Origin of the sequence: Aquimarina mycalae, from assembly GCF_029906345.1 — a bacterium.
Taxonomy (GTDB): domain Bacteria; phylum Bacteroidota; class Bacteroidia; order Flavobacteriales; family Flavobacteriaceae; genus Aquimarina.
Genome location: NZ_JARYGY010000005.1, coordinates 358,776 through 379,744, shown reverse-complemented (window position 1 = coordinate 379,744; position 20,969 = coordinate 358,776). Strand labels below are relative to the sequence as shown.

10 protein-coding genes are annotated in these 20,969 nt (G+C 34.2%); 9 read left to right on the top strand and 1 reads right to left on the bottom strand.

The window, feature by feature from the left end; genetic code table 11:
- The first annotated feature begins 25 nt into the window (after positions 1-25).
- Both QBK95_RS14100 and QBK95_RS14095 read left to right on the top strand, forming a co-directional pair.
- Positions 26-1,672 carry a solute:sodium symporter family transporter gene (locus QBK95_RS14100; protein ID WP_280934845.1) on the top strand — a complete coding sequence of 549 codons (1,647 nt, stop codon included), beginning with the start codon at positions 26-28 and terminating at the stop codon, positions 1,670-1,672.
- Positions 1,673-4,480 (top strand): helix-turn-helix and ligand-binding sensor domain-containing protein, encoded by a 2,808-nt coding sequence (locus QBK95_RS14095; RefSeq protein ID WP_280934844.1) that lies wholly within the window; start codon positions 1,673-1,675, stop codon positions 4,478-4,480. It begins immediately after the preceding gene.
- Here QBK95_RS14095 and QBK95_RS14090 read toward each other — a convergent pair.
- Positions 4,469-4,615 carry a hypothetical protein gene (locus tag QBK95_RS14090; protein ID WP_280934842.1) on the bottom strand — a complete coding sequence of 49 codons (147 nt, stop codon included), beginning with the start codon at positions 4,613-4,615 and terminating at the stop codon, positions 4,469-4,471. The genes QBK95_RS14095 and QBK95_RS14090 overlap by 12 nt on opposite strands.
- 120 nt (positions 4,616-4,735) lie before the next feature.
- Between QBK95_RS14090 and QBK95_RS14085 the strand changes: the two genes are divergently transcribed.
- The 7 genes from QBK95_RS14085 to QBK95_RS14055 all read left to right on the top strand — a co-directional run bounded on the left by QBK95_RS14085 (position 4,736) and on the right by QBK95_RS14055 (position 20,914).
- Positions 4,736-7,753, top strand: a complete 3,018-nt coding sequence (locus QBK95_RS14085) for a SusC/RagA family TonB-linked outer membrane protein (protein ID WP_280934840.1) — start codon at positions 4,736-4,738, stop codon at positions 7,751-7,753.
- A gap of 12 nt (positions 7,754-7,765) precedes the next feature.
- Positions 7,766-9,223: a RagB/SusD family nutrient uptake outer membrane protein gene (locus QBK95_RS14080; RefSeq protein WP_280934838.1), complete on the top strand. Its 1,458-nt coding sequence runs from the start codon at positions 7,766-7,768 to the stop codon at positions 9,221-9,223.
- Positions 9,224-9,241: 18 nt separating this feature from the next.
- Positions 9,242-11,401: a hypothetical protein gene (locus QBK95_RS14075; protein WP_280934836.1), complete on the top strand. Its 2,160-nt coding sequence runs from the start codon at positions 9,242-9,244 to the stop codon at positions 11,399-11,401.
- A 10-nt stretch (positions 11,402-11,411) separates the two neighbouring features.
- Positions 11,412-13,028 carry a glycoside hydrolase family 16 protein gene (locus QBK95_RS14070; protein WP_280934834.1) on the top strand — a complete coding sequence of 539 codons (1,617 nt, stop codon included), beginning with the start codon at positions 11,412-11,414 and terminating at the stop codon, positions 13,026-13,028.
- Positions 13,029-13,130: 102 nt separating this feature from the next.
- Positions 13,131-15,458, top strand: a complete 2,328-nt coding sequence (bglX, locus tag QBK95_RS14065) for a beta-glucosidase BglX (RefSeq protein ID WP_280934831.1) — start codon at positions 13,131-13,133, stop codon at positions 15,456-15,458.
- 1 nt (position 15,459) lies between these two features.
- Positions 15,460-16,221, top strand: a complete 762-nt coding sequence (locus tag QBK95_RS14060; protein ID WP_280934829.1) for a glycoside hydrolase family 16 protein — start codon at positions 15,460-15,462, stop codon at positions 16,219-16,221.
- A gap of 322 nt (positions 16,222-16,543) precedes the next feature.
- Entirely contained in the window at positions 16,544-20,914 is a 4,371-nt protein-coding gene (locus tag QBK95_RS14055) for a carbohydrate-binding protein (RefSeq protein ID WP_280934828.1), read from the top strand.
- The last annotated feature ends 55 nt before the right edge of the window (positions 20,915-20,969 follow it).

Genomic DNA, 20,969 nt, shown 5'->3' with positions numbered 1-20,969 from the left:
CTTAACAAATCATTAAAATTTAGATATGGGTATTATTTCTTTTGTAGGATTCACACTTTTAGTTGCGATCATATCATATTTAGCCACTAGAAAGACAGATGAAACATCTTCTGATGGTTATTTTTTAGGAGGTCGTAGTTTAACAGCTGTGGTTATTGCAGGTTCTTTATTGCTTACTAACTTATCTACAGAACAGATCGTTGGATTAAACGGATCCTCATATTCAGAAGGTATTCTTGTGATGGCCTGGGAAACTCTTGCCGCCATAGCAATGGTAATTACTGCTGTTTTCTTATTACCCAGATATCTTAAAGGAGGAATAACAACCGTTCCTCAATTTTTAGAACGACGTTATGATACCACAACAAAAGCGATTACATCAGGATTGTTTTTAACAGGTTATGTAGTCGTGTTTTTACCAATTGTATTGTATTCAGGGTCTTTAGCGATCAGTACTATGTTTGATGTTCCTGAATTATTGGGAGTGTCAAAAAGTGCTTCGATATGGATATGTGTTGTTGGTATTGGTGTGATAGGATCTATTTATGCAATTTTTGGAGGATTAAAAGCGGTAGCGGTATCGGATACAATCAATGCTGTTGGATTATTGATAGGAGGTATTATGATTCCAGTTTTTGGTTTATTAGAGATAGGAGACGGTAGTATTTCTGATGGTATTACAACATTAATGACAACAAATCCTGAAAAGTTCGACGTTATAGGTGATTCAAACTCTTCGATTCCTTTTGCTACTATATTTACTGGGATGATGTTGGTACAATTGTTTTATTGGGGAACGAATCAGGCAATTATACAAAGAGCGTTAGGTGCCAAAAACCTTAAAGAAGGGCAGAAAGGGTTGTTATTAGGGTCATTCTTGAAAATATTAGGTCCAATTATAGTTGTATTACCAGGTATTATAGCTTTCCACTTATTTAATGGAGAGTTAGAAGTAGCAGATGAAGCTTACCCAACTTTAGTAAGTAAGGTATTACCAGTGTCATTGGTTGGTTTCTTTGCGGCAGTGCTTTTTGGTGCAATTTTAAGCTCTTTTAATAGTGCATTAAATAGTTCTGTAACTCTTTTTGGTTTAGATATTTATAAACAATATATTAACAAGGATGCAAATGAAAAACAGGTAGTAAAAGCAGGAAAGAGTTTTGGTGTTTTATTAGCTATTCTTGCTATGGCAGTAGCACCTTTTATTGCAAATGCAGGTAGCCTTTTTGATTATTTACAAGAAGTGAATGGGATTTATAGTATTCCTATTTTGACAATTATAGTTGTAGGTTATCTTACTAAGAAAGTGCCTGCAATTGCTGGTAAAATAGGTGTTATATCAGGTTCATTACTATACATATTAAGTCAATTTATTATCAAGCCTATTGTCCAAGATCGTGCCATAGAAGCTGCTCAAGCTTCTGGTATAACAGATGCTGCACAGTTAGAGAGTATAGGTGCATCTTCTTATCCACATTTCTTACATGTAATGGCGATTCTTTTTGTATTGAATATCATTATTATGTTAATAATTGGTAAATTGTATCCAAGAGAAGAGGCATATGAGCAGCAGTATACCAAAGAAGTGGATATCACACCTTGGAAGTATACTAAAATTGTAGGTGCTATAGTATGCTTAATTGTGATATCTACGTATATTTATTTTAACTAATTGAAATATAACAAAAGAATATTTTTATTTCTATGCTTTCTGCTTTCGGCGATAATTACTGCACAAGAATTACCGCCAATAGAAACGTATTTTCCAGATGTTTATGGTGGAGAAACTCAAAATTGGTCAGTTTCTCAGGCGAATAATAGATATATTTATATAGCCAATAATAAGGGATTGCTAGAGTTTAATGGTTCCAATTGGACTTTATATCCTACACCTAACGAAACTATTATGAGATCTGTAAAAGTGGTTGATGACCGCATTTACACAGGTTTCTATATGAATTTTGGTTTCTGGAAGAAAAATACTTTTGGCACACTAGAATATACATCATTAAGTGATATTATAAAAGACCGTTTAATTGAGGATGAACAGTTCTGGTATATTGTACACCTGGAAAACCGCGTTTTGTTTCAATCACTTAATAGAATTTATATCTATAATTCGGATAACAATCAAATTGATATCATAGAGTCCGATATTGCAATGCTTAGCATGTTTAACGTTAATGGAGTTGTGTATTATCAAGATATAAATAATGGGATTTTTAAGATACAAAAAGGACAACCAACGCTCATAGCTGATCTTTCATTGTATACAAATGATAAAGTAGTTACTATTTCAGAAACTCTTAATGGAATTCTTGTATTAACAGAAACTGATGGTTTTTTTGAAATTTCAGGCAATTCCATTCAAAAATGGAATACGCCTGCTGATGAAATATTAAAGAGTTCCACTATATATAGTGGGATACAATTAAAAGACAAGAGTTTTGCATTAGGTACCATCTCTAATGGTGTCATCTATCTTTCTTCGAAAGGAGAAGTAATATATCATATAAATCAAAGCAATGGATTAAATAATAATACGGTCTTATCATTGTTTGAGGATGTCGAAGAAAATTTATGGCTGGCTTTAGATAATGGCGTTAACTGTATAAATCTTAAATCACCGATAAAGATATTTAATGATGACAAAGGAAAAATAGGAACAGTATATACCTCGGCAATTTTTAATGAATATTTATATCTAGGTACAAATCAAGGATTGTTTTGTAAAAAGTTTGATACTAATGAACCATTTAAAATAGTAGCAGGCACTAATGGACAGGTCTGGAATCTTTTTGAATTTGATAATTCTCTTTTTTGTGGACATAATTCAGGAACCTTTATTATAAACGAAGATGATTCGAGATTGATTTCACCCATAGCTGGAGCTTGGATTTTTAGACCAATATATGATAATCCTAACATCCTGCTTCAGGGATCATATAGTGGACTTAGTATATTAGAAAAGAATCAAGGTAATTGGTCACTGAAACGAGAGTTGGAAGGATTTGATTATTCTGCAAGATTTATTGAAACGTATGATGATGAAATATGGGTTAATCATGAATATAAAGGTGTTTTCAAAATTAGAACTGACAAGCAATTTTCAAAATTGCTAGAGATTACCAGGGATTCATCCGTAATAAAAGGTAAAAATTCAATAATCAATAGATTTAAAGAGAATCTCTTATATTCACATGGACAAGGTGTTTTTCAGTACAATAAAGAGGAAAAGATATTTTACAAAGATAGTTTGTTGAATCAGGTGTTCAATGTAAACGATTATGTAAATGGTAAATTGATAACGGATAATACAGGCAGATTATGGAATTTTTCTGATGAAGATCTTAGTTATATATATCCCAGTCAGTTTTCAGATAATATAAAGGTTGATAAAATACCAATTCCACGTTCTTTGAGAAAAGAAATGATTGGTTTTGAGAATATTTTGCATATTAAGGATGATGAATACTTACTAGGTACTACAGATGGATATATGATTCTGGATTTGTCCAAAATTAATTTAAGAAGTCATAATATAATTATAGATAAAGTATCTGTAAAACAAAAAGATACTCAATTCAAAGAAGTTGCATTTTCTGATGAGTTGCCTATTTTTGAATCTAATCAAAATACAGTTTCGTTTGTATATGCCATCCCTGAATATGATAAATACCTGATATCTAGATTTCAATATACACTTGATGGGTTTTATGAAAATTGGAGTGATTGGACTACTAAAACTAATGTAGTCTTTGAAAACTTACCTTTTGGAGAATATACCTTTATGGTGAGAACTAAAACAGGAAATATAGTGGGCGAAAAAGTGAAAGAGTACAAGTTTATCATTGATAGACCATGGTATTTTTCTGTATTAGCAATTGTGATATATTCGTTAACCTTACTTGTTTTATTACTTTTAATGCATAGATCATATAAACGTTATTATGCTAGACAAAGAGAAAAACTGGTTGAAGAAAATCAGAAACAATTAGAGTTGAGAGCATTAGAGAGCGAACGCGAGATAATGAAACTAAGTAACGAAAAATTAACTCAAGATATAGAGAGTAAAAATCGTGAATTAGCTTCGTCCACAATGAATATTATTAAGAAGAATGAAATTCTTAGTACAATCAAAAAAGAATTAGAAAAAGCAGAATCAGATAGAAGCAGCATAAAAAGTGTGGAACGAATAATCGATAGAAACTTGAATAATAAGGACGATTGGAAACATTTTGAGGAAGCTTTTAATAATGTGGATAAAGACTTTTTAAAGAAGTTAAAGAAGAAACATAACGATTTAACACCCCATGATCTTAGATTTTGCACATATTTGAGACTTAATTTATCTTCTAAAGAAATAGCTCCTTTGTTGAATATTTCTGTAAGAAGTGTTGAGATTAAGAGATATAGATTAAGAAAAAAGTTAAAATTAAAGCATTCTGATAATCTTGTAAACTACATCTTAGAGATTTAGCACTACAACATGAGTTGTAATTACCACAACATTACCTATACTCCAACGTTGTAGTTGGCTTACACTATGATTTTCTTTACTTTTTTTTAACACCTGATAAACTCGTATTACTTCCAGATTTTGTAGGCTATTCATAAAAAACCTTTCTTAAACATTTAATTTTTATCCAATCCTGTATGTTTTTTGTTGTGGTTGCTAATTAATGATTTGTTAATGTTCGTGACTAGATTTGAGTAAATCAAACAAAAACATTTTATGAAGATTATTTATTTTTTAATGGCTGTGTTTTTAACAACAGTTATTAATGCTCAAGAAATTCAGATTAGGGGAAACGTAAAAGATGCAAGTGGATTAGAGTTACCAGGAGTTAATGTGGTGGTCAAAGGAACATCAAATGGAGCGGTAACAGGTTTTAATGGTGATTACGTTTTAAACAATGTTCCAAGAGGAAGTATTGTTGTATTTTCTTATGTGGGTTTTACTACACAAGAAATAAGTGTTGGACAAAATCCAGTCATTAATATTATTATGCAAGAAGATAGTGAGTCTTTAGAGCAAGTAATTGTAATAGGGTATGGTACACAAACTAAAAAAGAAATTACAGGAGCAGTTTCTGTAATTGGCGCAGAAACAATTGAAGAGCTCAACGTTGTGAGAGTTGAACAGGCACTACAAGGTCAGGTAGCTGGAGTTAATATTACTACTCAATCTGGAGCTCCTGGAAGTGGTTCTACTATCTCAATTAGAGGGATATCTACAAATGGGGATAGTAGACCTTTGATTCTGGTAGATGGAAATGTTATCGAAGATCTTAGTGTGCTAAATCCTAATGATATTGAAAGTATCAACGTATTAAAAGACGCTACCGCAGGTATTTATGGAGTGAGAGCTGCAAACGGAGTGATCCTTATAACCACTAAATCAGGGATACGAAATGCAGAACTTAAATTTGAGTTAGATTCATATACAGGTTTTCAGGAAACAACAAGAAAATTATCAGTGCTGAATGCCACAGAATATGGAGTAATTATTAATGAAGCGTTTGCAGCTGGTGGTAGTACACCTCCCTTTACTAATTTTACGATATTAGGTGAAGGAACAGATTGGCAGGATGAAATATTTAGAACTGCAGTAATTTCTAATATTAACTTTAATGTAAGTGGAGGAGGTGAGAGTTCTACTTATTCTGCAGGAACATCGTATTTAACGCAGGATGGGATTGTAGGAGGAGGAGATGCTAATTTTGATCGTTTTACAGGAAGGTTAAATTATAGTTTGGATTTTGCAAAGAATTTTAAATTCACAACATCTGGAATATTTACACAAACAAATAGAAAAACTTTATTAGAAAACACATTAGGCTCTGTGTTATTTAACGCACTAAATATGGCGCCTACATTATCCGTAAGAGATGAAAATGGTGATTTTACTTTAGCCGAAGGATTAGGAAATGAAGTAATTAATCCTGTAGCTCAGATAGCAAACACATTTAATGATACAAGAGTTAATCGAATAGGTGCTACTTTTGGGTTAAATTATAAGTTTTTGAATGGATTTAGCGCAGAATCCAGGTTTCAATTTAATTATTCTGAGGTAGAAGGAAAAGTGTTTTCTCCAGAAGTATTTTATGGTTCTGGTAAGGTGTTTAATGTAGATAGAAGTAGTGTTACCGAATTTAAAAACTTCTTCAGAGATTATACTTGGGATAATTTCTTAAAATACGAAAAACTAATAGGAGATGATCATGATGTGAAAGTGTTGTTAGGAATGTCAGTGTTTAAGACTACAGGATCATTTGGTAGTTTTACAGGATTTGATATTATTGATAACTCTTTTTCCAACGCTAATATTTCTCAGGCTTCAGATGTAGTTAATAATTTCCAAAATGGAGGAAATACTTTCGATAGCAGATTGTTGTCATATTTCTCTAGATTACAATATAGTTATAAAGGTAAATATTTATTATCGGCAGTAATCCGAAGAGATGGGTCTACAAAATTTGGTCCCAAAAACAAGTTTGGATATTTTCCATCAGCTTCTATTGGTTGGGTAGTATCTGATGAATCATTTTTAAATAGTAGTAGTTGGCTAAACTTCTTTAAACTTAGAGGTAGTTATGGTGTTATAGGTAATGATAGAATTGGAGACTTTGGGTTTGTGTCTTTATTAAATGGTGAAGGAGCATATGTCATAGATGATGAGCTAGTATTTGGTACAGCTATTGGCCAACTTTCTAATCCAGAGATTAAATGGGAGCAACAAAAAACTTTAGATATTGGTTTTGATACAAAACTACTAGATAACAAAATAGATATTACGTTTGATTATTTTAAAAAGCGAACAGAGGATTTGCTTGTAGTAGCACCTGTATCTGGTGTTTTAGGAGTTGCTGCTCCAGGATCTGGCGCACCAATAATAAATGCGGGGATTGTAGAAAACAGAGGATATGAGTTTAGAATAAGCTATAACGATCAACTTTCTGATAACTTTAAATTTAATATTACCTATAACGTTACTACTCTTGATAACGAAGTAATATCTGTGAATAGCGAAAACAGTTTTATAGCAGGTGGATCATTTGGAGTAGGACAGGATCCTCCTTCTAGAATGGAAGCAGGTAAACCTATCGGATACTTTTATGGATTGCAAACTGATGGTGTTTTTCAAAATCAGGCAGAAGTAGACGCTCATGCTATGCAAGCAAATGCAGCTCCTGGAGATTTACGATATATAGACATAAATGGAGATGGACAAATCGATTCTGATGACAGAACAGATATCGGAAACCCTATTCCAGATGCGACTATGGGGCTGAACATCGGTTTTGAATACAAGAACTTTGATTTTGCAACCTATGCATTCGCTTCCATAGGAAATGATATAGTAAGAAATTACGAACGTAATCAACCTTTAGTTAATAGAAGAAATGAATTTTTGGATCGATGGACAGGAGAAGGAACAACAAATTCTTTTCCCAGAGTAACTACAGGAGCTAATTCTAATAGCTTGTTTTCTACGTTTTTTGTTGAAGATGGTTCGTATTTAAGAATTCAAAATGTACAACTAGGATATACTTTTTTAGATAAACATATGAAACCAGTTGGGATAGATAAGTTTAGAGTATATGCTTCAGTGAATAATCTATACACATTTACAGAGTATAAAGGGTATGACCCTTCAGCTTCATCAGGAGCTCCTATTGGTGGTGGTATAGATCAAGGATTTTATCCAGTGCCAAGAACATATTTATTAGGTGTAAATCTTAAATTTTAAAAAATGAAAAAGATGAAAAAAAATATCAAATCAGCAGTCTTTTTTGTACTACTAATAGTAATTGCCTCTTGTAGTGATGATTTTGTAGATGTAGCTTCAGAGGACGAAAATTCAGAAGACTTTTTTAATAGTGAAGAAGACTATCAAAGTGCTTTAATAGCTGCATATGATATGCTTCAATCTACGTACTTAAACGTAATGCTAGGTGAGATCGCATCGGATAATACCTTGGCAGGAGGAGAAAGTGCAACCGATGTTCCAGGAATACAGGAAATTGACGATATGGTGCACACTCCTGTAAATGCGCAATTGAGAGATATATGGAGTTGGATGTATGCTGGAGTGAATCGAGCAAACTATATCATGGAGTTTCAGGATAAAACAGATTTTGCAGGTAAAGAAGGAGTAATTGCTCAGACACGTTTTCTTAGAGCTTATTATTATTTCGAATTGGTAAAATGGTTTGGAGATGTACCGCTTGCAATAGATAGAAGAATATTATTTGGAGAAGAAACCAGTATTGAAAGGTCACCAAAAGAAGATGTTTATGCACTCATTGAAGAAGATTTACAATTTGCTGCAAACAATTTACCAGTTACACAAGCAGAAACAGGCAGGATTACTCAAGGAGCAGCAAGAGCTTTATTGGGAAAAGTATACCTATATCAGGATAAATTTTCAGAAGCTGCGGCAGTTTTAGATCAAGTTGTTGCAGGACCTTATGATTTAGAACCAGATTACAATTCTATTTTTGAGGAAAATGGAGAAAACAATATAGAATCGGTTTTCGAAGTGCAGTATACGGATGTAGAAGGAGCTGGTTTTGGATGCTTACAATGTAGTGAAGGTAATGTAGCTGTAGGGTTTAATGGAATTCGAAATTATTCGGGCCCGTTGTTCGATTCGGGTTTTAGTTTTAATGTTCCAACACAAGAAGTAGTAGATGCATTTGAAACAGGAGATATTAGACTAGACGTTGCTATTTTAGACATTGATGCCTGGGCAGCTGCACAAGGAGCTACGTTTTCAACTGGTTTTGAACATACAGGATATTTTAATAGAAAATACATTGCAAGACAAGGAGATTTAAATACGGGTGATGCTAACCTAACCAACCCTAATAACTACAGAGCGATTCGATTTGCAGATGTATTGTTAATGGCTGCTGAAGCTCATAATAGAAATTCGCCAAGTAATGATGGTCAAGCGCTGATATACCTTAATAGAGTAAGAACCCGAGCACAATTAACAGATGTAACGGCCACTGGAAGCACATTAACGGATGCCATCTATCAAGAACGAAGAGTAGAGTTGGTTGGAGAAGGACATCATTTCTTTGACTTGGTGAGAACAGGAAGAGCGGCTACAGAAATAGATGGCTTTGTAACAGGAAAGCATGAGTTATTTCCCATTCCGTTGATAGAAATTCAGTTGGCAGGAAATAGATGGGAACAAAATCCAGGGTACTAAAATAAAAACTAGAAAAAGATGAAATTTTTTAAATCATTATTAATAATAACAATACTTGCATTTGTATTTAATGGATGTAAAGAAGATGATGTTTCTTATGCTTTTGAGGGTATTTCTGCTCCAACACAGGTACAAGCAATATTTAATATAACTCAAGACGATACAGGTCTTGTTACTGTGACTCCAAGTGGTGTTTCTACATCATCATTTGAGATTTATTTTGGAGATATTGAGAATGAAGAAGCAACCATAGTTTCTCCTGGAAGTACTGCAGAACATATTTATCAAGAGGGTATGTTTACAGTAAGAGTTGTAGGAGTAGGGGTTACAGGTTTAACCAGTGAATTTTCGCAAGTACTAACAATTTCTTTTAGGGCACCAGAGAATTTGGTAATCACATTAGATCAAGATACTGTTAATCCAGCAATTGTTAGAATAAGTGCAAGTGCGGATTTTGCAACTCTATTTGATGTGTATTTTGGAGATGTAGAAAATGAAGAACCATCCATTTTAATGCCTGGAGAGGTTTTAGAACATACCTACGAAAATCCAGGTGATTATACAGTTAGAGTAGTTGCTAGAGGTGCAGGTGTTGCTACTACAGAAACTACACAGGTGATTACTATTTCTGCAGCAGATGATCCTGTAGTATTACCAATTACTTTTGATATCCCAACAGTTAATTATCAATTTTCAACATTTAATGGAGCTAGTTTTGAAGTTGTAAATAATCCAGACCTTTCTGGAGTTAACACTGCAGTATCACAAGTAGGTGCAATTACCAATTCAGGAGTAAACTTTGAAGGAGGAGCATTTAATTTAGGTACACCAGTAGATTTTAGCGGTTCAAATAAGACAATTATAATGAAATTTTGGTCAAATGTGGCAGTTCCTGTTTTACTTAAGTTTGAAGGAGGAGTGAATGGAGAACGTCAAAATGAAGTAGTTGCCAATCATGGAGGTACAGGATGGGAGGAATTAAGGTTTGACTTTGCTATTGATGCTGTGCAAAGCTTTATAGATGGAACACAAGGAGTAGGAGAACCATTTGTACCTACAGGACAATATGCAACACTTGTATTATTTGTAGATGGTCCTGGTACAGCTGCAGGAACCTTTTATCTGGATGATGTTGAACAAGTAGAAGGCAATCAATCTGTTTTACAACTTCCAATCAATTTTGAATCCAGTGATATAACTTACACTTGGACAGGTTTTGGAGCAGCTGACTTTGGTCCAATTCCTGCAGGAGTAATAACAAACCCTGATCAGTCAGGAATAAATAATAGTGCGAATGTTGTAGAAGTTCAAAAATTAGCTGGAGCTCAAGTATGGGCTGGAGCAAGTTTACCTTTATCAGGAGCAGCAGATTTTTCAAATGGAACTACAATTACTATAAAAGTTTGGTCGCCAAGAGCAGGAGTGCCTATACTATTCAAAATGGAAGACACTACATCAGCACCAGATGGAAATGGAAACCCTTCTGTATTTGTAGAAGTTCAGACAACTACAACCGTCGGTAATGCTTGGGAAGAACTATCATTTGATCTAACAAGTTTTGGTACATTTAGTACATCTATTTCTTATCATAATGTAATTGTTTTTCCAGATTTTGGAAACGCTGGTGTTGGAGAAATATTTTATTTTGATGATATTGAAATTACTTCCATTAAAATGCCGATTAATTTTGAAGTAGCTACATTAAATTATACTTGGACAGGTTTCGGAGCTGCTGATTTTGGACCAATTCCAGTAACTATTGTTACAAACCCCGATCAATCAGGAATCAATACAAGTACTAATGTTGTAGAAGTTCAAAAGTTAGCTGGAGCACAAGTATGGGCTGGTGCAAGTATGCCTTTAAATAATGAAGTAGATTTTTCTAATGGAACTACCGTAAGATTAAAAATATGGTCACCAAGGGCAGGAGTACCAATTTTATTCAAAATGGAAGACACCACTTCAGCACCAGACGGAAATGGAAACCCTTCTGTATTTGTGGAAGTTCAGACAACTACAAGTGTAGGAAATGCTTGGGAAGAGTTGTCATTTGATTTAACAAGTTTTGGAACATTTAGTACTTCTATCTCATATCATAATGTAATTGTTTTTCCTGATTTTGGAAATGCAGGTACTGGAGAGACGTTCTATTTTGATGATTTTATATTAACGAACTAAAAAAAAGACAATGAAAAACTTTAATATCACATATATTTTTCTGGTATTTACTTTATTGTTCAGTAGTTGTCAGGATGATGATGCAGAATTAGGAACAATTATACCACCATCTAATCTACAGATTGATGTGGTAATAGAAGAAGGACAAACAGGTAATGTTACTATTACACCTCAAGCAGACAATGCACTAAACTTTCATATTTTCTTTACTCAAAACGGTGAACCGTTAGTTGCGCAACCAGGTCAATCGCAGACATTTAGGTATACTCAATCAGGTCAATATTCCGTACTGATTACTGTTGTTGCTTTTGGAACTGGTGGGACCTCTTCTTCACAGACCATAACCCTTGATCTAGATGTACGATTGTTTATAGATCAGGAAACACTAGAGATGATAGGAGGAGATGGTAGTAAAAGATGGGTATGGGATAGTGGTGTAGGAGGACATTTTGGTGTTGGACCAATAACAAATGATTTTCCAGAGTTCTTTAGCGCAGCTCCAAATCAATTAGATCCTTGTGTGTATGATGATGTATTGGTATTTAGTTATGATGCTAACGATAATTATGGTTTCGAATTAATTACTGGTAATGCTAATCAAACTTTTATTAATTGGGCAGAAGTTACCAGATTTTTTCCAAATGATACGCCTACACAGTTTGTTGACGAGTGTCGAGATATCACTGATCAGATTGCAACGAATACTAGTTTTGTAATCTTCGAAAATGAAGGGAGAAGGTTAATTAGTGTGGAAAATAGTACGCTATCATATTGGTCTGGAGCCATGGAGTACGAAGTGGTTGAGCTTACTGCAGATAGGTTAAGTGTACGCGGAATTCAGGAAGTGTCAAGTGATTTTGGAGGAGGTCAATTGGCGTGGTACCATACTTTTGTTCCTGAAGATGGAGGAGGAGATGGTAATATAGGAGAACCACCTTTTGATGAATTAGTTTGGGCAGATGAATTTGATAATAATGGAGCTCCAAACAGTGCAAATTGGACATATGATCTTGGAACAGGAGATAATGGATGGGGGAATGGTGAATCTCAATCATATACAGATGACCCTAGTAATGTTATTGTAGAAGATGGATTACTTAAAATAACTGCAATATCAGAAAATGGAGGATATTCATCTGCAAGAATAAAAACTCAAGACTTGTTTACTTTTACTTATGGTAGAGTAGATGTAAGAGCTAAATTACCAACAGGAGGAGGTACCTGGCCTGCAATATGGATGCTAGGATCTAATATAACAGAAGTGGGCTGGCCTGCTTGTGGAGAGATCGATATAATGGAACACGTTGGAAACAATCAAGATGTTGTTTCTAGTGCACTGCATTTTCCAGGAAATAATGGAGGGAATGCAATTTTTGAGGAGACCACAATTCCTGGAGCATCCGTAGATTTTCATATATATAGTGTAGAATGGTCGTCAACTGAAATCATATTTTCGATTGATGGGACACCATATCATACCTATCCTTATACCTCTAATTTACCTTTTTATAATAATGATTTCTTCCTGATACTTAATGTGGCAATGGGAGGAACTTTTGGAGGAGCTATAGATCCTGCATTTACAGAATCTACTATGGAGATTGATTATGTAAGAGTTTATCAATAGATATACACTTAGTTTTTAAATTGTTTTTAGCAGGAAGGCTATTTACCACAGATAGCCTTCCTAAAAACATTAATGTTACATTAAAAAAGAGTAAAACCATTTATGAAAAAAAGTAATGTCATATTTGTTGTAGTTATTTGTAGTTTGTTTTTAACTAGTTGTAATTCTTCGTTAGAAAATAAAAATATTATGGATTCTACGGGTACTGTAACGACATCCGAACGTTTGGATGTGACTTTAGAATCAAAAATCGATTCATTGCTCGCTATCATGACTTTAGAAGAAAAGATAGGTCAAATGAATCAATATAATGGTTTTTGGGATGTAACTGGACCACAACCAAAAGAAGGCTTGGCAGCAAAAAAATACGAACACCTGCGAAAGGGCTGGGTAGGATCTATGCTTAATGTATGCGGAGTTAAAGATGTAAGAGCTGTACAAAAAATTGCGGTTGAAGAATCTAGATTAGGCATTCCTTTAATTATTGGTTTTGATGTTATTCATGGGTATAAAACAATGAGTCCAATTCCTCTTGCAGAATCTGCGAGTTGGGATATGGATGCGATTAAAAAATCAGCTGAAGTCGCTGCTCTCGAAGCTTCTGCAGCAGGAATTAATTGGACGTTTGCACCAATGATTGATATATCTCGAGATGCAAGATGGGGAAGAGTGATGGAAGGTGGAGGAGAAGATCCCTTTTTAGGATCTAAAATTGGTGTAGCCCGAATAGAAGGTTTTCAAGGAGAAGATCTTTCTGCGAATAATACAATCGCTGCTTGTGCAAAACACTTCGCAGGATATGGTTTCTCAGAATCTGGTAGAGATTATAATACTGTAGATGTTGGAATATCAACACTAAATAATATTATTTTTCCGCCATTTAGAGCTGCAAATCAAGCTAATGTGAAAACTTTTATGAATTCATTTAATGAACTCAACGGAATTCCTGCAACAGGTAATAAAATGCTACAACGTGATATTTTAAAACAAGATTGGAAATTTAATGGGTTTATAGTTTCGGATTGGGGATCTATTACAGAGATGATTGCTCATGGATATGCAAAAGATGGAAAAAGTGCTGCAGAAATGGCAGCGAATGCTGGGTCAGATATGGATATGGAGTCGTATCTGTATGTTGAACATTTAGCTGCTTTGGTGAAAGAAGGTAAAGTTCAGGAACACTTAATTGATAATTCTGCAAGAAGAATTCTTAGAGTAAAATATGAATTGGGTCTTTTTGATGATCCTTATAGGTATTGTGACAAGACCAGAGAAAAATCTATTTTGGGTAGTAAGGTTAATAATGAGATCGTCTTAGATGTTGCTAAAAAATCTATTGTATTGCTTAAAAATGAGAACAAGCTATTACCTCTTAAAAAGCAAGGACAAAAAATAGCCTTAATTGGCTCCTTAGCTAGTGATAAAAATAGTCCTTTGGGAAGTTGGAGAATAGCTGCCGATGATAACACAGCTATTTCGGTTTTAGAAGGAATGCAGGAATATAAAGGTAATTCATTAATATATGCTAAAGGTGCTGATGTTTCCATTGGAAATACGGCATTTGTTACCGAAACTAAAATTAATACTACTGATAAAAGTGCGTTTGGAGAAGCTATAAAAGTAGCTAAAGGTGCCGATGTGGTGATAATGGTTTTGGGTGAAGTAGGTTTTCAAAGTGGAGAAGGACGAAGCAGAACAGAAATTGACTTACCAGGAGTTCAGCAAGAGCTTTTAGAGGAAGTGTTTAAAGTGAATAAGAATATTGTATTGGTGTTAAATAATGGTAGACCATTGGCAATTACTTGGGCAGATGAACATATTCCCGCCATTGTAGAAGCTTGGCATTTAGGATCGCAAAGTGGTCATGCAATTGCTCAAGTTTTATATGGAGATTATAACCCTAGTGGAAAGCTACCTATGTCTTTTCCAAGAAATATTGGACAGATTCCTATATATTATAATTACAAAAATACAGGAAGGCCCACAGAACCAGCACCAGATATTGTCTTTTGGTCACATTATTCTGATCAAAAGAATACTCCTTTATATGCTTTTGGACATGGGTTGAGTTACACTAGCTTTACTTATAATAATTTAAAAATTAACCCCAAAAATACATCTGTAAATAATCCTAAGATTGAAGTATCTGTCGATCTTTCTAATACTGGTAATTATGAAGGTAAAGAGGTAGTACAATTATATATAAGAGATCTTTTTGCAAGTGTCACAAGACCAGTAAAAGAGTTAAAAGGGTTCGAAATGATTTCGTTAGAACCAGGTGAAACGAAAACGGTGAATTTTGAATTAAATAAAGAAACACTAGGCTTTTATGATAATAGTAGTCAATGGGTTGTTGAGCCAGGAGAATTTGAGGTTTTCGTAGGAGGAAGTTCTGATAAAACTATAAAATCAACTTTTGAATTAAATTAAATTGAAAAAATACTTAGTATATATTATTCTTTCTTTGACCTTCTTTTCCTGTAATAAGGATTCAAATCCTATTGTTTGGGAAGAGAATTTTGAAGGAACGCAGCTAAATGAATCCTATTGGAATTATCAATTGGGAAATGGATGTCCAGATTTATGCGGTTGGGGTAATAATGAAAGGCAAATCTATACTAAAGAAAACATAAAACTTAAAGATGGTAACCTAATCATTACCGCCACTAAGAACAAAGAAATTTATAAATCTGCAAGAATAACTACCAAAAGTAAGATAGAGTTTCAGTACGGAACTATTGAAGTTCGGGCAAAATTACCAACAGGTTATGGGTTATGGCCAGCAATATGGATGCTCGGTTCTGACATAGATGATATCGGTTGGCCTGATTGTGGAGAAATAGATATTATGGAGTATGTAGGTAAGGAACCTCACACTATCTATACCTCACTCCATACCCGACAAAGTTTTGGTAATACTATTAACTCTAAAAAAATATTCCATGATACTATAGAAGAGGGATTTCATGTGTATAAGTGTATATGGACCGAAGAAAAAATAGAGTTTTATATTGATAGTAAACTGGTTTATACATTTTCTCCAGAAATAAAAAATGATAAAACATGGCCTTTTAATAAGCCTTTTTATATAATACTAAATCTTGCCATTGGTGGAAATTTTGGAGGCCCAGAGGTTGATGATACAATCTTTCCAAAGCAATTTGAGATTGATTATATCAAAGTTTGGAAGTAAAAATTCCGTTGTAAGTGCAAGAAGTTTTGTATACAGTTCTACCCTTGATTTTAGAATGCTATAGTTCTTTATACTTCTAAAATCAAATTTAAGATTTTGATATTTTTTTAATATCAAATACAACAAGAATAAGTGAAGTGTGTTTTAATAAATACTTCAACTTGTTAAACATATTTGGGAAAACATATAGATCTAGTGGTTTTTTGGTTGAAACTATCTAGGTAAGAAAAATCGTATGTCTATATCTATAAAATTAGGTGTAGGATGGAGATACGTTATGTCTAATCTTAAAACTAAATTAAATACACAAATTAACTAACTCATGAAAAAAAACTTATTTTTTAGACCAATTATAGCCATAGTTATGCTGGTTTTTTTATCTGCAAATAGCTATTCACAATGTTCAGAACTCATTTTTAATGATGAGTTTACTGGTAATACGGTAGATTTAAGTAAATGGACTTTTGATAATGGAGATGGATGTCCCACTCTTTGTGGATGGGGAAATGCAGAGGAACAATGGTACCAACCAGAAAACACCACAGTGCAAAACGGAAACTTAGTAATTACCACCAGAAATGAAGCTGCAGGAGGCAAACAATTTACCTCGTCAAAATTGATTACTTCTGGTAAGTTTAGTTCCAGATATGGGAGGTACGAAGCAAGCATAAAATTACCTTCTGCTGGAGGGATTTGGCCAGCTTTCTGGATGCTACCCGAAAATGGTAACTGGCCATTTACTGGAGAGATTGATATTATGGAATCTCAACATAAAAACCCAGAAAGTATCGGAGGAACAGTACACTATTCAAATGGAGGTTGGCAATATAATGGAAGAGAGTTTGATGCTGGATTGGACCTTTCTGCTGGATTTCATGAATACGCTGTAGAATGGGAACCAACAGAAATTAGATGGTACGTAGATGATCAATTGTATCATACCGTTACACCAGCTAATACCGTAGATCCATGGCCTTTTAGCGAAGGAGCTTGGTATATTATTCTTAACGTAGCAGTTGGTGGCCCAGGAACTCCATATACAGGAAATATATCACCAACACCTGCTGATTACCCTACACAAATGGAGGTTGATTATGTACGAGTGTATAGTGGTACCTTCAATACTCAACTTACTGGAGATAATACAGTGTACGAAGGTGAAACAAATAAAGTATATTCCATAACACCAACATCTGGAGCTGCATATAGTTGGTCAGTTCCATCAGGAGCATCCATTATTTCTGGTCAAGGAACTAATACTATTAATGTGAATTGGGGAAGCGAAGGAGGAGACGTTTCTGTCGAAGTTAATGTTACTGATTGCGGTGTTAATGATTACAAAATGAGTGTATCAGTAGAACCGCCAAGAACATTGGGGTTTATATATGAAGATTTTGAATCTAACAGAAATCTTAACTATGGATCCACAACATCTGGAACTTTAATTCAGTCTGTTGCTAATCCAGGATCAAGTACTATTAATAATTCTTCATCTGTTGGTAGATATCAAAGAGATATAGATTCTCAGTATGATGTGTTGTTTATGGAATCAGATGATATCGGTAATTCGCAAGAGTTAATATCAGGAAAAAGAACAATTTGGATGGAGGTATTTAGTGACGCTCCTATTGGTACAGAATTTATATTACAACTAGAAAACGGAACCTTGTCTTCTGGTAGTTGGCCATCAGGAAGACATAGTAGGTATACGGCAAAAACTACAACTCAGAATGAATGGGAAACTTTGGAGTTTGAGCTGTTAGACAGACCTGATATGACAGTAGGTGCTTTTGATACAAATCAATTTGCTTTATTAATTGATGCTAATAGTAATACACAACACACTGTATATTTTGATAATCTACGAAGTATGATTGCACCCGACACCACCATTTTGGATGAAACAATTATTGCTAATTATGATGGTATTAATCAATTAACTTCATTTTTTGAAAATGGGATATATACAGCTAATGTAGGTAACCCAACACCTAATGATGTAAATAATAGTGCTAACGTGGCAAGCTATACAAGGAACTCAAGTGAACAATATGATGTTGTTAGTTTTTCTACAGCAGTTATTGAAAATAGCGGTCCATTTAAGGAAGGAGATAATATATTTTTAATGGATATCTATACTTCTGCTGCGGTAGGAACAGAAATAACTCTGAGTTTAGAAAATGAAACTTCTTCAGAAGAAAATTATCCTATAGGTAGAAATAGCCAGTATTCGGGTGTTGTCTCAGAACAAAATACCTGGCATACTGTTGTATTTACCCATGCAGCTTCTCCTGATGCAGGAACATCTAATTTAGCTATAGATGAGATATCTATATTATTTGATCCTAATTCAAATTCTTCGGACACCTACTATTTTGATAATTTTAGATATGGAACTACAACTTTATCACCAACCTATAATTTTTCTGAAATGATTCAGGATTATAATGGAAGTGATAATCTTACATTTGATTCACTGACAACTGGATCATATATAGCTAATGTTTCTAACCCTTCAGCAAATACAGTAAATGAATCCTCGCAAGCAGGACGATATGTTAGAAATTCTGATGAGTTATATGATGTGTTATTTTTTGATACAAACTTTATAACAGATGCTAGTGCCTATGTTTCTGATGATAAAAGATTTGCCATGGATATATATACTAGTGCTCCAATAGGGACTGTCGTTAGTTGGCAATTAGAAGCAAGTACTATATCTACTCCAGAGAATTATCCTTCAGGAAGACATAGTGTATATCAAGCTACTGTAAAAGAGCAGAATAATTGGCATACTTTAGAGTTTATACTTACAGGAACTCCAGATTTAGTAGTGAATGATGCTCAAATTGATAATATCGTATTCTTATTTGACCCTAATAGTAACAATGGACATACATTTTATATTGATAACCTAAGATCCCTTACTAAGGATGAGGTGATTCAAGTACCAGTGTTATCCTCCATTGTAGTTTCTTCCGTTAATGCTGAAATTAATCAAGGAGAAACAGCACAGTTCAATGCGCAAGGGTTTGATCAAAATGGAGAGCCTTTTGCAACTGATTTTAATTGGACAAGTACTGGAGGTTCTATTGATACTAATGGGTTGTATACAGGTTCAGAGGTTGGAACCTATACAATCACATCAACCAGTGGCTCGGTTTCTGGTTCGGCATCCATAACTGTAAACGAAAACTCAGGATCTTTTATAGTAATTCCAGGAATAATACAGGCAGAGGATTATAAAGAAGGAGGAACAGGAGTAGGGTATTTTGATACCAGTGCTGGAAATACTGGAGGAGCGTATCGACAGGATGATGTAGATATTCAGAATACTACAGGTGGTTATAATGTTGGTTGGATAGCTACAGGAGAATGGTTGGCGTATGATATTAATGCAACTGCATCAACGAATAGTTATGACATCTATTTCCGTGTAGCCTCACCTAATGGCAATGGTAAATTTCATTTAGAGTTGGACGGAGTTGCCATTACAGAAGTGGTATCAGTACCAAACACTAATGGATGGCAAAATTATCAGATAATAGAAATAAAAAATGTATCTATTGACAATGGACAACATGAATTGCGAGTTGTTATGGATTCAAGTGGGTTAAATTTCGACTATACAGAGTTTATTTCGTCTGCTCAACCTTCTGGAATTACTATTCCAGGAGTAATAGAGGCAGAGAATTATAATGAAGGAGGAGAAGGAGTAGGGTATCATGATACAAGTGGAGGGAATACAGGAGGAGCGTATCGTCAGGATGATGTGGATATCGAAAGTACTACAGGAGGTTATAATGTAGGCTGGATCGCTGCAGAAGAATGGCTCGCATATGATATCAATGCTACTGCATCTTCTAATAATTATGATATAGATTTTCTTGTAGCTTCTCCTAATGGAAATGGAAGTTTTCATTTGGAGTTGGATGGAGTTTCAATTACAGATGTATTGCCCGTTCCAAATACTGGAGATTGGCAAAACTATCAAGTTATAGAGGTAAATAATATAGTCATTAGTAATGGATCGCACCAATTGCGTATTGTTTTTGATTCCAGTGGTTTAAATATTGATAAGATAGAATTAGAAGCTAGCATAGAATCTACAGGAGAAAATGGTTGTTCTGGAGTGGCTGAAAATGGACACTATAACTATGCTGTTTCATCAGATACTATAAATCCAACAATAACCTTTATTCCTGAAGTTGAAGGAATGGGAGATGCTATTTGTATTCTTTATTATGGTACATCCAATACAGGGCCATATCCAGGATATATAGTAAATCCAAATATTCCTTTTGAAATAAACGCTAATTCCGACGACCGAATTTATTTTTATTACACCTATAGCTTACCAAGTGGAGGTGAGAATAATACGGCAAATGCAAAGCATGATTTTTTGGTAGGTTCGTGTAATCAAAATAGATCATTAGAATTAACAGATATAGGTTCTAATGTCTTTGTTTATCCTAATCCTATGCTAACATGGACAGAAATAGTATTGCCTACTAATCATCAATATTTTAGGTATAGAATTCTTGATGTTTCTGGAAAAGTAATTCTGGATCGCCCAGTTAGTGTAAAGGAACAAAAACTGAAACTGGACGTGAGTCAAAATCAATCAGGATTATATTTCTTAAAGTTATATGGTAAAACTGACACTAAAAGCTTTAAGCTGTTAAAAAAGTAAGCACTACCGATTAATTATAAACAATAAAACGGCTAAAGTTTAAAACTTTAGCCGT